This window comes from Pseudomonas sp. SL4(2022) (genome assembly GCF_026625725.1).
GTDB lineage: Bacteria > Pseudomonadota > Gammaproteobacteria > Pseudomonadales > Pseudomonadaceae > Aquipseudomonas.
Genome location: NZ_CP113060.1, coordinates 2,577,818 through 2,592,625, shown reverse-complemented (window position 1 = coordinate 2,592,625; position 14,808 = coordinate 2,577,818). Strand labels below are relative to the sequence as shown.

The 14,808-nt window shown below is 62.8% G+C and carries 13 protein-coding genes and 1 riboswitch; of the genes, 6 read left to right on the top strand and 7 right to left on the bottom strand.

The genetic code is table 11. From position 1 onward, the window contains the following. Window position 1 precedes the first annotated feature (1 nt). Window positions 2-1,054 carry an agmatine deiminase family protein gene (locus tag OU997_RS12210; protein ID WP_267806810.1) on the bottom strand — a complete coding sequence of 351 codons (1,053 nt, stop codon included), beginning with the start codon at window positions 1,052-1,054 and terminating at the stop codon, window positions 2-4. Window positions 1,055-1,187: 133 nt separating this feature from the next. Here OU997_RS12210 and OU997_RS12205 point away from each other — a divergent pair, with 133 nt between their 5' ends. Then, window positions 1,188-2,054, top strand: coding sequence for a LysR substrate-binding domain-containing protein (locus tag OU997_RS12205; protein ID WP_108488450.1), 867 nt, complete (start codon window positions 1,188-1,190; stop codon window positions 2,052-2,054). Here OU997_RS12205 and amn read toward each other — a convergent pair. The 5 genes from amn to OU997_RS12180 form a co-directional block, all read right to left on the bottom strand. Continuing rightward, window positions 2,051-3,523, bottom strand: a complete 1,473-nt coding sequence (amn, locus tag OU997_RS12200) for an AMP nucleosidase (RefSeq protein WP_108488451.1) — start codon at window positions 3,521-3,523, stop codon at window positions 2,051-2,053. The genes OU997_RS12205 and amn overlap by 4 nt on opposite strands. A 119-nt stretch (window positions 3,524-3,642) precedes the next feature. Next, the gene (locus tag OU997_RS12195; protein WP_108488452.1) at window positions 3,643-4,323 is read right to left on the bottom strand and encodes an energy-coupling factor ABC transporter permease; all 681 of its coding nucleotides are present in this window, start codon (window positions 4,321-4,323) and stop codon (window positions 3,643-3,645) included. A 54-nt stretch (window positions 4,324-4,377) separates the two neighbouring features. Beyond that, a riboswitch (cobalamin riboswitch) is annotated at window positions 4,378-4,582 on the bottom strand. Between the two features lie 384 nt (window positions 4,583-4,966). Further along, window positions 4,967-6,619, bottom strand: a complete 1,653-nt coding sequence (locus tag OU997_RS12190; RefSeq protein ID WP_267806806.1) for an acyl-CoA dehydrogenase family protein — start codon at window positions 6,617-6,619, stop codon at window positions 4,967-4,969. Next, the gene (locus tag OU997_RS12185) at window positions 6,616-7,269 is read right to left on the bottom strand and encodes a TetR/AcrR family transcriptional regulator (RefSeq protein ID WP_108486970.1); all 654 of its coding nucleotides are present in this window, start codon (window positions 7,267-7,269) and stop codon (window positions 6,616-6,618) included. The genes OU997_RS12190 and OU997_RS12185 overlap by 4 nt, the downstream gene beginning before the upstream one ends. Window positions 7,270-7,543: 274 nt before the next feature. Then, window positions 7,544-9,925, bottom strand: coding sequence for a hybrid sensor histidine kinase/response regulator (locus tag OU997_RS12180; protein ID WP_267806804.1), 2,382 nt, complete (start codon window positions 9,923-9,925; stop codon window positions 7,544-7,546). A gap of 222 nt (window positions 9,926-10,147) precedes the next feature. On the opposite strand from OU997_RS12180, the gene OU997_RS12175 reads away from it, so the two are divergent. From OU997_RS12175 to OU997_RS12155, 5 genes are all read left to right on the top strand, one after another. Continuing rightward, window positions 10,148-10,942: a hydroxymethylpyrimidine/phosphomethylpyrimidine kinase gene (locus OU997_RS12175; RefSeq protein ID WP_108486968.1), complete on the top strand. Its 795-nt coding sequence runs from the start codon at window positions 10,148-10,150 to the stop codon at window positions 10,940-10,942. 25 nt (window positions 10,943-10,967) lie between these two features. After that, a complete protein-coding gene (thiE, locus tag OU997_RS12170) occupies window positions 10,968-11,594 on the top strand; it encodes a thiamine phosphate synthase (protein WP_267806802.1) in 627 nt (208 codons plus the stop codon). A gap of 53 nt (window positions 11,595-11,647) precedes the next feature. Continuing rightward, the gene (gene hemL / locus OU997_RS12165; RefSeq protein WP_108486966.1) at window positions 11,648-12,937 is read left to right on the top strand and encodes a glutamate-1-semialdehyde 2,1-aminomutase; all 1,290 of its coding nucleotides are present in this window, start codon (window positions 11,648-11,650) and stop codon (window positions 12,935-12,937) included. Then, window positions 12,937-13,581: a hypothetical protein gene (locus OU997_RS12160; RefSeq protein ID WP_108486965.1), complete on the top strand. Its 645-nt coding sequence runs from the start codon at window positions 12,937-12,939 to the stop codon at window positions 13,579-13,581. Before hemL ends, OU997_RS12160 begins: the two co-directional genes overlap by 1 nt. 103 nt (window positions 13,582-13,684) lie before the next feature. Further along, window positions 13,685-14,236: a tetratricopeptide repeat protein gene (locus OU997_RS12155; RefSeq protein ID WP_108486964.1), complete on the top strand. Its 552-nt coding sequence runs from the start codon at window positions 13,685-13,687 to the stop codon at window positions 14,234-14,236. A gap of 160 nt (window positions 14,237-14,396) precedes the next feature. Here the strand turns inward: OU997_RS12155 and OU997_RS12150 are convergent, their stop codons facing one another. After that, window positions 14,397-14,720, bottom strand: a complete 324-nt coding sequence (locus OU997_RS12150; RefSeq protein WP_108486963.1) for a DUF1820 family protein — start codon at window positions 14,718-14,720, stop codon at window positions 14,397-14,399. Between the last annotated feature and the right edge of the window lie 88 nt (window positions 14,721-14,808).

Sequence of the window (14,808 nt, the reverse complement as noted above, 5' to 3'; positions counted from 1 at the left end):
CTCACCCCTTCAACGGCCAGGCCGGCTGCTGCTGGGTGATGCAATGCACCCCGCCGCCGCCATGAGCCAACTGGTTGATCTGCACCGGCACCACTTCGCGGCCCGGGAAGGCCATGCGCAGGGTAGCGGCTGCCTCATCATCGGCGGCAATACCATAGGCCGGCATGATGATCGCGCCATTGCAGATGTAGAAGTTGGTGTAGGAAGCGCAGAACACTTCCGCCTCGGTGTCCACGGCGTCGGTGGCCTCATAGAGGTCGATCAGCTCGAACTGACGGCCACGGGCATCGGTAGCCAGCTCCAGGGCGCGACGGTTCTCACGTACTACCTCGGCATAGACCGAACCCTTGTCATGGGTGGCGTCGACCAGCAGCGCACCCGGCTTGGCGAAGGCGCACACACCATCCACATGGCCGTCGGTCATGTCGCCCGTAACGTATTGCGGATCGCCCGGCAGCCAGATGGTCTTCTTCACGCCCAGCAGGCGGGTGAAGACCTCTTCCATCTCGGCCTTGCTCATGCCCGGATTGCGGTTGGGGTTGAGCAGCACCGATTCGGTGGTAATCAGGGTACCCTCACCGTCCACATGGATCGCCCCGCCCTCGTTGGACAGCGGTGTGCCGAAGCACTCCAGACCCAGGCCGTTGAGGATGCGCCGGGCCAGGCTCTCGTCCAGATCATGGGCGGATTTTCCACCCCAGGCATTGAAGCGCCAGCTCACACCGGCCAGCCCCAACTGCGGATGGCAGACAAAGCTGGGGCCGGAGTCACGGCACCAGCTGTCATTGATGGCCAGTTCGACCAGCTCGATATTGGCACCACACAGCTCGCGGGCACGGGCCACAGCGGACGGGTCGACCACCATTTTCACCGGTTCGAAGCGCGCAATGGCGTTGGCCACGCGGGCAAAATCAACCTGCACCTCGGCCAGCGTCACGCCCCAGCCCGACTCCCAGAGCGCTTTATTGTGCGGGAAGGCCATCCAAGTGGCGGCATGCGGAACCCATTCGGCGGGCATAAACCAGGAGTTTGCTGCGACTGCGTTATGCTGCATACAAGTGCCTTCAGTTAAGTCATTGTTATCACTTAAAACCGCGAATGCGGAGATGACTTCCATGCTAGGCCTGTAAAAATGCGGCAACAAACGATAGATTTTGCACACTTCTGATTAGCAGGACTTATCAATCATGCTCAAGCACTGGCCACCATTGAATGCCCTGCGCGGCTTCGAAGCCGCCGCACGTCTGGGCAGCTTCCACAAGGCTGCCGAGGAGCTGCACCTGACCCAGTCCGCTATCAGCCAGCAGATCCGCAGCTTGGAAAGCTTTCTCGAACAGCCGCTGTTCTTCCGCAGTGGCCGCAGCGTCAGCCTGACGGATGCCGGGCACGACTTGCTCAGCACCACGCAATCGCTGCTGCAGCAACTGGCCGTGGGCATCCGTCGCCTGGAGCAATACCGCAAGCCCAATCAACTGGTGGTCAACACCACACCTGCATTCGCTCGCCATTGGCTGGTGCCGCGCCTGGGCGAATTCCATCGCCTGCACCCGGAAATCGACCTGTGGCTGTTCACCAGCGATGACGTACCGGACATGGCCGCACAAACCATCGACATCGCGGTGCGCGACGACCTCAGCGCTCAAGCCGAATGCAGCTTTCGCGTACTGCTGGAAGATCGGCTCTACCCGGCCTGCCACCCGGCTTTATGGGCAACGGCGCACAGCGAACGCACCACCTTGCATGGCGAACGGGAAATGGACTGGAGCCATTGGGCGGTTCAAGGTGGCATGGACGTGGGCCAGCAGAGTCACGGGCTGAACTTCTCCGACCCCGGCCTGCTGCTGGATGCCGCCAGCCAGGGCCTGGGCATCGCCCTGGTCAGCCAGTTGCTGGCTGACCAGGTACGGCGTAACGGCCTGCTGCAACCGTTGGTGGAACAGACGGTGCGCGGCCCCAACTGGGCCTGGCTGGTGCACCGCGACAGCGAAAGCGACCCACTGACTCGCAGTTTCTGCATCTGGCTGCAGCAGGCTCTGAGCCACAGCGCAGATTAGCGGAACGGCGGCTCATCAAAGCTGCGCAGCTTGCGTGAGTGCAGCGAGTTGAGCTGGCTGCGCATCAGTTCCAGCGCGGTGATGCCGATGTGCAGGTGCTGGGTCACCGCGCGCTCGTAGAAGGCACCGGCCGCACCGGGCAGCTTGATCTCGCTGTGCAGCGGTTTGTCCGACACGCACAGCAGCGTGCCGTAGGGCACCCGCAGGCGATAACCTTGCGCGGCGATGGTGCCGCTTTCCATGTCCACCGCCACGGCACGGGAGAGGTTGATCAACGGCCGCTCCTGGGCCCAGCGCAGCTCCCAGTTGCGGTCGTCATAGGTCAGCACGGTGCCGGTACGCAGGCGCTTCTTCAGCTCATCGCCCTCTTCACCGGTCACCAGCTTGGCCGCTTCCTGCAACGCCTGCTGCACCTCGGCCAGCGCGGGTAGCGGGATATGCGGCGGCAATACGCGATCAAGGATGCCGTCGCGGCGCATGTAGGCGTGAGCCAGCACGTAGTCACCGATGGTCTGCGACTGACGCAGGCCACCACAGTGGCCAATCATCAGCCAGCAATGCGGGCGCAGCACGGCCAAATGGTCGGTGATGTTCTTCGCGTTGGACGGGCCGACGCCAATGTTGACCAGGGTGATACCGTGGCCATCGTCTGTTTGCAGGTGATAGGCCGGCATCTGATAACGGTGCCAGATGACGTTCTCGATGATGGCCTGCATCTCGCCTTCGGCCATGCCGCGCTCGATCACCACATTGCCCGGCAGCACCATGCGCGTGAAGCGCGATTCGCCCACCAGCATATCCAGACCATGGCGAATGAACTGGTCAACGTAACGGTGGTAGTTGGTCAGCAAAATCCACGGCTGCACATGCCGCCAGTCGCTGCCGGTGTAATGCACCAGACGGCGCAGGGAGAAATCCACCCGCGCCGCATCGAACAGCGCCAGCGGCAGCGGGTCGGTGTTTTCCCAGTCATACAGGCCGTCGGCGGTGCCATCGGTGGCGGCGGACAGGTCGGTGCTGGGGAATACGCGCGCCAGCTCGGCGGCGGTGACCCCGGAGCCGGCCAGCTCATCGCCCTGCTCGACCACGTACGGATACGGAATGTTCTGCTGGCTGATGCCGACTTCCACGCGCACGGTGAAGTCGCTCATCAAGGGGCGCAGCTGCTCCAGCAGGTATTTGCGGAACGCCGCGGGATGGGTCACGGTGACGCTGTAGGTGCCCGGCACTTGCACCTTGGCATAGGCGCGCACGGTCGTCGGCACTTCGCCCTGACACAGGTAGGTCAGACGTAATTCGGGGTAGCGGAACTGACACTGCTGCGCAGAGTCGGGTTTGCTGCGCTCTTTCAGGTAACGCTTGAGCGCCTGACTGAGCGCGCGGGTGGCCTGCTGGTGCAGCGCGGCGAGGCGGTCCACCGCCTCTTCGGCGGTGGTGGCGACAACGAAGTCATCGGAACAAAGGCTCACAAGGCATCTTCCTGGCTGATCGGACAGGCTCTATCTTGCCCTGATCCGCCGCGCTTGGGATAGCGCAAGATCACCCGTGGACACCCACCCGGCGGCAGCCGCCGGGTCTGGCGTCAGCCTCAGGCAGCCTGATGCAGACGCACGTTGAACAGCGGCCCACGGCTATAAGCGGACAGCGCCTTGGCGGCAGCCAGCACACCCAGATCGACCAGTGGCTCGATCAGAATGACGCTCATATAGGCCAGGCCGAAACTGCCCACGGCGGCCAGGTTCTCGCCGGAGAAACCATTCCCGTAGAACGCCCAGAAGCCGACCCAGGCGACAATGCCACCCTGATAGGCCGTCGACAGCGCCAGTGCCTGCTTGTAGGAAAGGTCCACATAGGCGGTACCCGGCGCGATGATGCGCTTGGCCAGCAGGCTGATCGCCCACAGCGGCACCAGCAGCGTCGTAACGTTCATGCCGTACTGCGGCAAGTCAAATTGAGCGAACAGCAGCCCTTGCAGCAACAGGCCGAACGCCAGCCCCATCGCCGCGGCACCTGCGCCGAACAGCAGCAGCAGGGTCGAACCGAGGATCAGATGCACCTCGGAAACCCCGACCGCGTGGTGCGGAAATACTTCGAAGAAACAGAACACCAGGGCAGTGGTCAGCACGCTGCGTAATGCCAGGGCGGCAGCGCCGCCATTGTTGCGCACGCTGTCGAGCGCAAGCTTGGCACAGAGGCCAAAGGCACCTGCAGCGGTGGCATAACTAAGAAAGATTTTGGCGCCAGTAACGACTTCTGGTTCGATGTGCATTGAGATTCCTGTACCGCGCCCACCGCGCGATGATCCGGATTGAGGGAATGGGCATAAACGCCCGGCTTCGATGGCAGGTCTCCTGGCTCACGGCTTGATACTCCACCCGCCTTCCCAACCTTGCGGTCAGTGGCATCCGGGCGTCGCTCGCCGTTTACAGTTGCGGGGGCAGCCAGGGCATTGGCGACGTGCGCTTCACCCTGTTCCCTTTTCATCCAGTCGCATCACACGAGCTGGAACCATCGGCGGCCACCTTACCCGGCGGCCGTGAGAAATGACAGAGCCCGGCGCAGAGGCCGGGCTCAAGGTGAAACGTTCAAGAAGTCAGTCCGCGCATACCGGCAAAGCAAACGCCTCAGAGCCGGCTTACGATCTAGTGGGCCAGAGTCCTGCAAGGCGTTACGTTAGCAACAGCCAACAGCGGCTCAAAACAGACAAGAAACGCAGCGCAGCAAAGTAACAGCCAACGGCTGGCCCTTAGGGTGAGCGCAGCGAATCAAGCGGACGGAGCTCGCACACGGGTGTACTTTTGTACACGAGCATTACGCGTTTCACTCGCCCTTCGGCGCGCGTTAGCCGCACGCGGCCGCCGAGTCTGTTTTTAACGCTGAGGACCTGCACGCAGCAGATCGCAAGTCGGTGCTCAGATCAGGTGCGGTGTACTGCGCGCCACCAGCGCCTCGACATTCACCCCACGCGGCAGAGTGCCGTAGACCCGCCCACCCTGACCGCCCAGGCGGCTGGCGATAAAGGCATCGCTCACCACGGCATTGCCGGCTTCCAGCAGCAGTTTGGCTTGCAGGGCCAGGGCCACGTCTTCGGTCAGTTGCCGGGCGCGGTATTGGATGTCGGCAGTGTCGCGGAAGTCCACCTGGAGTTTTTCGATATGGGCGTTGAGGCGGGCATCACCATGGCCATTGCCCAACTCGGCAAACAGCGCGTCGAGTACGCCCGGTTCCTTAGACAGCGCGCGCAGCACGTCCAGGCACTGCACGTTACCCGAACCTTCCCAGGTGGAGTTGACCGGTGCTTCGCGGTACAGGCGCGGCAGGATGGTGTCCTCGACATACCCGGCGCCGCCCATGCATTCGGCAGCCTCGTTGATCATGGCGGGCGCACGCTTGCAGATCCAGTACTTGCCCACGGCGGTGACCAGGCGGGCGAACTTGTCTTCCTGCTCGTCATGCGGGTTATCCAGCGCCTTGCCCATGCGCAGGGTCAGCGCCAGCGCGGCTTCGCTTTCCAGGGCCAGGTCGGCGAGGACGTTTTGCATCAGCGGCTGCTCGCTCAGCACGCGGCCACCGACTTGGCGGTGCGCACAATGGTGCGCGGCCTGGGTCAGGGCCTGACGCATCAGGGCGCTGGAGCCGATCATGCAGTCGAAACGGGTCAGCGCGACCATTTCGATAATGGTCGGCACACCCCGGCCTTCTTCGCCGACCATCCAGGCCAGGGCACCGCGGAATTCCACCTCACTGGAGGCGTTGGACCAGTTACCCAGCTTATTTTTCAAGCGCTGGATATAGAACTCGTTGCGCGAGCCATCCGGGCGATGGCGCGGCAGCAGAAAGCAGGTCAGACCCTTGGCGGTATACGCCAAAGTCAGGAAGGCATCGCACATCGGCGCCGAGCAGAACCACTTGTGGCCGACCAGTTCATAAGCTTGACCGGGACCACCCAAACCCACCGGGTAGGCACGGGTGGTGTTGGCGCGCACATCGGTGCCGCCCTGCTTCTCGGTCATGGCCATGCCGATGGTCGCACCGGTTTTCTGCTCGATCGGCAGGTTGCGCGGGTCGTATTGCGTGGCGAGGATTTTCGGCAACCACTTCTCGGCCACATCGGCCTGCAGCTTGAGCGCCGGCACGCTGGCGAAGGTCATGGTCAGCGGACAGCCGCTGCCAGCTTCGGCCTGGCTGTGCAGATAGCTCATGGCAGCGCGCGCCACCTGGGCACCAGCGCGCGGATCGGTCCAGGGCATGGACGGCAGGCCGTGTTCAATGGCGGCGCTCATCAGCTGGTGATAGGCCGGGTGAAACTCCACCAGGTCCGCACGGTGACCATAGCGGTCGTGACTCTTGAACACCGGCTTGTTCTCGTTGGCGAGAAAACCAGCGGCCATCAGCTCACCACCGGCCAGCGCGCCATACACATCCAGGCGCTGCTCGGCCCAACCGCCGCCGAAGCGCTTGCTCCACTCCTGCAGCGGCAGGTCAACGCGGTACAGGTTGGCACCATCCAACGGTGGCACCTGGTTGAACACTTCATGGGTTTCGGCGTGTTGACTGGCGTTCATGGCTGAGGCTCCTCTTCGGGCAATGGGGCGCCCACGGCGCGTAGACAAAAGGTGATCAGGGCCTGGCTGACTTCGGCCAGACTGGGGGCGGGATAACCGGCTTCGCGGGCCGCACGGGCGGGCGGCGATAACGGACCGACCAGGGCTTCGGCAATGGCGCCGACCAGGCAGGCAGCGGCCAGGTTGATTGGCTGCACACGGAACACGCCTTGACCGACGCCCTCCTGCAGCAATTCGACGAACAGATCGGCATAGGCTTCGCGGTAGAACAAGCGTTGTTCATCCACCTGCGGATCCACCGGCTCGGCAATCAAAGCGAAGGCCAACTGGCGACTGCCCCAAGCCCGCGCAGCAAACCGCTCCAGCCCATCGGCCAGGCGCTGCACCGGGCTGCCCGGCCCGCGCACGGTGGCCGCCAGGGCATCGACCTCACGTTGACTGGCCACGGCAAAAACTTCCGCCGCCAGCTCGCCCTTGTTCTGCACATGGCGGTACAGGCTACCGGTGGCAATGCCGACATCGTCAGCCAACGCCTGCATGGTCAGTGCGGCAAAGCCGCCGTCGGCGACCCGCGCCAGGGCGGCGTTGATGATGCGCTCGCGCAGCGCCTGATCGCGGTCGACACGCAGTGCAGTGGTACGGTAAGCCATGATCTGAATCCTGATTCACTATTGCGCAAGTGAATCAGGATTCAGAGTTTGGCTAAAGGGCGATTCCGGGCACAACAGCGGGCATATTGGCCAGCTGCTGGCGCATTCAACTCAATAATAAATTTACGACCTCGCGAGCTAGAGCCCTACAAGGCGCTACGTTAGTAACAGCCAATGGCTGGCCCATAGGGTAAGCGCAGCGAATCAAGCGGACTGGGCTCGCATCCGAGCCTGCTTTTAACGCAGTAGGGCCGACGCGCAGCAGAGCGCAAGATCAGGCCTCGCGGCAGAGCACCCAGTCATGCAGCAGGCTGCGCAACTGCTCGAACTTCACCGGCTTGGCCAGGTAATCGCTCATGCCAGCAGCCAGGCAGCGTTCGCGGTCGCCGCTGTGGCTGTGGGCGGTAATCGCCAACACCGGCAGCAACTGGCAGCCGGGCAGGTTGCGCAGCGCCCGACAGGTGGCAAAACCGTCCATCACCGGCATCTGGCAATCCAGCAGCACCGCGTCAATGGTTTCGTTACGCAGCACCTCAAGGGCCTCAGCACCATTATCGGCAGTGCGCACCTGATAACCGAGCTTGAGCAGCATGCCGCGAGTTACCAGTTGGTTGATCGCGTTGTCTTCGACGATCAGTACCGTACATTGCTCCGGCTGCCGCAGCGCCAGGCCCTTACTCCGTGGTGGCCGCGGTGCCGGAGCAGCCACCTGGACCGGCAAAGCCAGCGGCAGATCCAGGCGGAAGCAGCTGCCCTGCCCCGGATGCGACTCATGAGTGAGATCGCCACCAAGCAGATCAACCAGCTGCCGGCAGATCGCCAGGCCGATACCCAGACCGCCATATTCGCGGGTCATCGAGCCATCGAGCTGCTGGAAACGTTGATAGAGCTTACCCTCGGCCGGCACGCTGAAGCCGACACCGGTGTCGATCACCTCGATACGCAATGGCAGGCTCTCGTTGGCCACCCCGCGCCGCGAGACGCGCACCCGCACCTCACCGTGCGGCGTGAACTTGATGGCGTTATCCAGCAGACAATTAAGTGCCTGCAGCACTTTGCTGGCGTCGCCTTCAAGGGTGTCGGGCAAGCTGTCATCCAGCTCCAGGACAAAGCGCAGGCCCTTCTCTTCAGCGCGCGGCGCGTACTGCGCACGCAGGCTGTCAAACAGGCCGCGCAGGCTGAACGGCTCACGGCGTGGGTACAAACGCCCGGCCTGCAATTCGGTGAGGGCGAGGATGTCATTGACCATACGCATCATGTCGCGGGCCGAGCTCGCAGCGGTGCGTTGGTAATGCGCCAGCTCACCGTCGATCTCCAGCATCTGCATCAACTCCAGCGAACCAATCACCCCGTTCATCGGCGTGCGCAACTCGTGGGTGACGGTGGCGAGGAACTCATCCTTGAGGCGGTTGCTGTTGGCCAGTTCCTGGTTGAAGGCTTCAAGCTTGAGCCCGGCCTCCTGGAGGATGCGCGTGCGCTCCTCCTTCATCGCATTGATGCGGTCGGCCAGGGCCAGTGAGAGCAGACCGACCTCAAGCGCCGAGCCAATCTGGCTGGCGTACATGGTGAGAAACATGTTCGGCAGGTAGCCCAGTACCATCAGGGTGTTGATCACCCCTCCGGCCAGAAAGGCGGTCCAGGCAATGATGAAGTAACGCGCCACGCGCATGCCGCGCATCCAGGCAAGGATGCCGGCACTGAAGATCACCACGGTAAAGCCCAGCGCCAGGTAGGTGGCCAAACGCAATGACAAGGCATAACTGGCCGTCAGCGCCAGGGTCATCACCAACACACCAGACCCCATCATCAGCAACAAGGCGCGGTCGACCCAAGGGCTGTGCTCGGCGGTATGCAGAAAACTGCGGGCGAACTGGCAACCAAACAACGCGGCCGCACCAATCAGAAACGGCGTGGCGGCGTTCGCCCACCAGGGGCTGTTGGGCCAGAAATACTCGATCGCCGCACCGTTGACCGACAGCTGGTAGAAGCCAAACGAGGCGATATACAGGATGTAATACAGGTAGCTGGTGTCGCGTACGCTGAGAAAGATAAACAGGTTGTAGATCAGCATCACCAGCAGCACGCCATAGATGATGCCCAGCACATAGATACGCGCTGGCTGTTCTTCCAGGTAGGCGTTGGGCGCCCAGAGGGTCAGCGGCGCCTGGATCGAGCCCTGGCTTTCCAGACGCAGAAAGACACGCTGCGGCTGCCCTGCTGGCAGTTGCAGTTCGAACAGGTAGTTGTGCTGTTTGATCTCGCGGCTGGAAAACGGCAGGGCATCGCCGGTGTGCTGACGCAAGTGATAACGGCCTGCCGCATCAGGCAGGTACAGCTGCACATGGTCGAGCGGCGGGTAAGCCAACTCCAGCAGCCAGGGCTGAGTGACGCTGCCTTGCTGGGGGCGGTACTCAAGATCCAGCCTCAGCCAGAACACCGAGCGCGAATAACCGGCATTCAGTACACCTTTGTCATGCTGGCGAAAGCTGCCCTGCAGAGCGGGCGAGGTGATGTCGTCAATGCTCGCATCGCCTCGCACATCTTCGAACACCGCCATCGCCGTACCGAGCGGCAGGCTGCGGGTATGCTCATCAAAAACCAATGCACCGGCCAACCCTGGTACCAGCAAGAAGAAACACAAAAAGATGTAATGCATGCCGCTCAGCCAGGGTTGGCCAGCCGTGCCGTGACCGGCTGCTGGAACGATGTTTTAAGAAGGTAGGAACTCTAGCATAGGCATTTGCGCCTGAGACTCCGATCACCCGACAGACACTGAGACTTTTTCAACAGCACAAGCGCCCGCCGGCAATCACCGCCCTAGCGCTTTGATGTCGCGTCGGGGTCTGCAAAGCCTGGTTTGGTGGTAAGCTCGCGCACCATGAAAACGCCTACCTCTCGCCCCGTAGTGCTGTGCCTGTCCGGTCATGACCCCAGTGGGGGTGCCGGGCTGCAAGCCGATATCGAAGCCCTGCTCGCCCAAGGCTGTCACGCTGCCCCTACCGTGACCGCGCTGACCGTGCAGGACACCGTCAACGTTTCCGACTTCCGCGTGCTCGACCGCGACTGGGTCTTGGCCCAGGCCAATGCGGTGATCAATGACCTGCCGATCGAAGCGGTAAAGCTGGGCATGCTCGGCTCGGTTGAGATGGTCGAAACCGTACTGGAAATCATGCAGCGCCTGCCAGGTATTCCGCTGGTCTGTGACCCGGTGCTGCGTGCCGGTGGCGGCGGCGCATTGGGCAAGGACGAAGTTGGCTACGCCATGCGCGAGCGCCTGTTTGCCGTCTCGACCATCGCCACGCCCAACCTGCCGGAAGCGCGCATTCTCGCCGAGCTGCCGGACGGCAGTGCGGATGAGTGCGCCGAGAAGCTCCTGCCGTATATCCAGCACCTGCTGATCACCGGCGGCCATGGCGATGAGCACGAAGTGCACAACCGCCTGTATTCGCGTGACGGCAGCCGCCACACCTTTACCTGCCAGCGCCTACCCGGCAGCTACCACGGCTCCGGTTGCACCCTGGCCAGCACCCTCGCCGGTCGCCTGGCACTGGGTCAGGAATTGGTCAGCGCCGTGCAGTTTGCCCTTGATTACACCTGGCGCACCCTGCGTGACGCCGAACAACCGGGCCACGGTCAGTACATCCCGCGTCGCCTGCCCCTGGATCTCTATTAATAGTAAGCCGCTGATGGAGTACCCGATGAAACTGCGTGGCCTGTATGCCATCACCGACAGCGAATTGCTCAAGGGCAGGCTGCTGCCCTACGTCGAGGCGGCACTCAAGGGTGGTGCAACGCTGCTGCAGTACCGCGACAAATCCAGCGATGACGCGCGACGCCTGCGTGAAGCCGAAGCCCTGCGTGAGCTGTGCAACCGCTATGGCGCTGCCCTGATCATCAATGACGACGCCGAACTGGCCGCGCGCTTGGGTGTAGGCCTGCATCTGGGCCAAGGCGACGGTTCGCTGTCCGCCGCCCGCGCGCTGCTAGGGCGCAAAGCAATTATCGGCGGCACCTGCCACGCCCAGCTGGAGCTGGCCGAAGCCGCCGCCAAGGAAGGCGTCAGCTATGTCGCCTTCGGCCGTTTCTTCAATTCCACCACCAAGCCCGGTGCACCGGCGGCTGATGTCGAGTTGCTGACGGCGGCGAAAACCAAGGTCAACCTGCCGATTGTCGCCATTGGCGGCGTAACGCTGGACAACGCCCCGGCGCTGATTGCCCACGGCGCCAGTATGGTTGCCGTGGTGCACGGCCTGTTTGGTGCTGACTCCGCCACCGAAGTCGAACGCCGCGCCCGCGCCTTTAGCGCCCTGTTCATCCCGAAATAATCCTTGTCAGGGGCAGCCCGAAGCGCCCCAACACCCGCTTGAGAGGCCCTGCCATGTCCCGTTCCGAAACCCTCTTCGCCAACGCGCAAAAACACATCCCCGGTGGCGTCAACTCACCGGTGCGCGCGTTCAAAAGCGTCGGCGGCACGCCGCTGTTCTTCAAGCACGCCGAAGGCGCCTACGTCACCGATGAAGACGACAAGCGCTACGTGGATTATGTCGGCTCCTGGGGCCCGATGATCCTCGGCCACAGCCACCCAGAAGTCCTCGACGCAGTGCGCAACCAGTTGCAACACGGCCTGTCCTACGGCGCACCAACCGCCATGGAAACCGAGATGGCCGACCTGGTGTGCAGCCTGGTGCCGTCGATGGACATGGTGCGCATGGTCAGCTCCGGCACCGAGGCGACCATGAGCGCCATCCGCTTGGCCCGTGGCTACACCGGCCGCGACAACATCATCAAATTCGAAGGCTGCTACCACGGCCACTCCGACAGCCTGCTGGTGAAAGCCGGCTCCGGCCTGCTGACCCAGGGCGTGCCAAGCTCGGCCGGCGTGCCGGCTGACTTCGCCAAACACACCCTGACCCTACCCTTCAACGACCTGGCGGCCGTCGAGCAGATGCTCAGCGAAGTCGGTTCGAGCGTCGCCTGCATCATCGTCGAGCCGGTGGCCGGCAACATGAACTGCGTGCCGCCTGCGCCAGGCTACCTGCAGGGCCTGCGCGAGCAGTGCGACAAACACGGCGTGGTGCTGATTTTCGACGAAGTGATGACCGGTTTCCGCGTTGCCCTCGGCGGTGCCCAGGCGTATTACGGCGTCACTCCGGACCTGACCACCTTCGGCAAGATTATCGGTGGCGGCATGCCGGTCGGCTGCTTTGGCGGCAAACGCGAAATCATGCATTGCATCGCCCCGCTCGGCCCGGTGTACCAGGCCGGCACCCTGTCGGGTAACCCGCTGGCCATGGCCGCCGGCCTGACTACTTTGCGCCTGATCAAACGCCCGGGCTTCCACGCCGAGCTGACCGACTACACCCGCCGCATGCTCCAGGGCTTGCAAGACCGCGCCGATGCGGCCGGCATTCCGTTCGTCACCACCCAAGCGGGCGGCATGTTCGGCCTGTACTTCAGCGGCGCCGACGACATCGTCACCTTTGAGGACGTGATGGCCAGCGACGCCGAGCGCTTCAAGCGTTTCTTCCACCTGATGCTCGATGGTGGCGTGTACCTGGCGCCCAGCGCCTTCGAGGCCGGTTTCACCTCCATTGCCCATGGTGATGCCGAGCTGAACATCACCCTGGACGCCGCTGAGCGGGCCTTTGCCGAGTTGAAGAACGCCTGATGCAGTACAGCACGGCACTCTCCGATGGCGTGCTGGCGTTGGCCTGTCTGGCCTGCGCAATCGCCATCGGCAAAGCCCGCAAGCAGTATGGCGAGAGCGATCAGCCGGCGTTGTTCTGCGCACTGCTGGGGTTTCTCCTACCGACCGCTGCTGCGACCGTTGGCGTGATTCGCTTTGGCATCGACCCCAGCGCGCAAGCCGCGCACCTGTGGCTAAGCCAGGCCAGCAGCTTTCTCGGCTTGCCGCTACTCGGCGCCGCCGCACTGGCCTTGGGCCGGGGCTGGCAATGGAGTCGCGTCAATTGGGGGCGCATCCTGCTCGGGTTGTGCGCGTTCTTCGAGTTATTCCGGCAGCTGAACCAGCTGGAGGATTACCGCCTGCTGCTCAACCTGGCGACCCTGCTGCTGATCCTCTACGCCGGCGCCATGCAATGGCCTGCACGCGCGCCTCTGGCGGCGGCGCTTGCGGTAGTCGGGTTGTTTCTGCTGGCCGGCCTGGCGGTGGGCACGGATGGATTTATCGGCTCGTTACGCCGGGTAGACCTGTTCCACGCCCTGCTGACGCCGGCCTATCCGCTGCTGGCCTGGCTGCTACTGAGTCTGCCCGCCAGCGCGAAAGATGGCCGCACGGAAGAAAACCGGTAAAGACTTTGTAAGAACGTCGCTGCTTATTTCATAATGTGACGGCTGCCGCGTCCCGGTGGCCAGGCACACCGCCTGTTGTGCATCCCGAGGTAAACGGATTTTCATGAAACGCACCGGCCGCACCCTGTCCCTGGGCTGCCTGTTGCTCCTGCTGCCACTGCTCGCCTCGGCGAGCGGTAACTCCTTGCTGATCCCCGCGCTTGGCAGCTGCTCACTCAACACCGCCCCCGAAGAACTGCCCGCCGCCCTTGAGGCCTGCCAACAAGCAGCGAGCAATGGCGATCTTCAAGCAGAGTTCGAACTGGGCGAGTTCTACTACGACGGCAAGCGCATCGAACGTGATCTCAGCCAGGCGCTGAAATGGTTCGAGCAGGCCTCGTTGCAGGGCCATGCGCAATCGCAGTACCGCCTGGGCATGATGTTCTTCCGTGGCGAAGGCGTACCGGCAAACGCCGTGCAGGCTTATATCGTACTGAAGATGGCGGCGGTGAACGGCTCGGACGAAGCCATGGACAGCGCCGACCTGATCGCCGCGCAGATGCCCCGCGATGAGCTGGAAATCGCCAGCCAGGTGCTCGGGCAGATCTTCCGCAACTACCTGCTGGAGTTGCAGAACGCCGATACCCTTACCTCGCCGTTCGCACCGCTGCCGTAGTCAAACCGTTTGGGCGTGAAGCGTAACGAGCAAAGAGCAGGCAAGGCGCTGCGTTAGTAACAGCCTTCGGCTGATCAAAACTGGCGAGGCAGCGGAATTTACTGGTGTAAATGAGCATGCCGAGCCAGTTTTTAACGCCGCATGGTCGAGCGCTGTAGCTTCACTTGTCAGGCATCGGCATAGGGAAGGGCATCACATTGCCACCGCCCTTGGCATCACTGATCTTCGGCGTACCCAGGCGTTCGACCTCATCGATGCGGATGATCGCATGCATGGGGATAAAGCTGCGTACCACACCGTCGAACTGCGCCTTGAGCTTTTCCTCGCTGGGGTCGACAACCACCTGGGTACGCTCGCCAAAGACGAACTCTTCCACTTCCAGAAAGCCCCACAGATCGCTCTGGAAAATCTGCTTGGCATACATCTCGTACACCTGACCCTGGTTGAGGAAAATCACCTTGTAGATGGGCTCGCGTTTGCTCATGGCTATACAGTTCGTACCGAGGGGGTTAATCGAAAGGGCGCGGATCATAGCATAGCCGCCGAGCAGCCAATGCTAGGAAGGCGCGCCT

Excerpts from the sequence above, each read along its gene's own strand:
- OU997_RS12205 (WP_108488450.1), top strand. The coding sequence starts at position 1,188 with ATGCTCAAGCACTGGCCACCATTGAATGCCCTGCGCGGCTTCGAAGCC.
- OU997_RS12160 (WP_108486965.1), top strand. The coding sequence starts at position 12,937 with ATGCAGTACAGCACGGCACTCTCCGATGGCGTGCTGGCGTTGGCCTGT.
- OU997_RS12155 (WP_108486964.1), top strand. The coding sequence starts at position 13,685 with ATGAAACGCACCGGCCGCACCCTGTCCCTGGGCTGCCTGTTGCTCCTG.
- OU997_RS12185 (WP_108486970.1), bottom strand. The coding sequence starts at position 7,269 with ATGGCTTACCGTACCACTGCACTGCGTGTCGACCGCGATCAGGCGCTG.
- OU997_RS12190 (WP_267806806.1), bottom strand. The coding sequence starts at position 6,619 with ATGAACGCCAGTCAACACGCCGAAACCCATGAAGTGTTCAACCAGGTG.
- thiE (WP_267806802.1), top strand. The coding sequence starts at position 10,968 with ATGAAACTGCGTGGCCTGTATGCCATCACCGACAGCGAATTGCTCAAG.
- OU997_RS12210 (WP_267806810.1), bottom strand. The coding sequence starts at position 1,054 with ATGCAGCATAACGCAGTCGCAGCAAACTCCTGGTTTATGCCCGCCGAA.
- OU997_RS12175 (WP_108486968.1), top strand. The coding sequence starts at position 10,148 with ATGAAAACGCCTACCTCTCGCCCCGTAGTGCTGTGCCTGTCCGGTCAT.
- OU997_RS12195 (WP_108488452.1), bottom strand. The coding sequence starts at position 4,323 with ATGCACATCGAACCAGAAGTCGTTACTGGCGCCAAAATCTTTCTTAGT.
- OU997_RS12150 (WP_108486963.1), bottom strand. The coding sequence starts at position 14,720 with ATGAGCAAACGCGAGCCCATCTACAAGGTGATTTTCCTCAACCAGGGT.
- hemL (WP_108486966.1), top strand. The coding sequence starts at position 11,648 with ATGTCCCGTTCCGAAACCCTCTTCGCCAACGCGCAAAAACACATCCCC.
- OU997_RS12180 (WP_267806804.1), bottom strand. The coding sequence starts at position 9,925 with ATGCATTACATCTTTTTGTGTTTCTTCTTGCTGGTACCAGGGTTGGCC.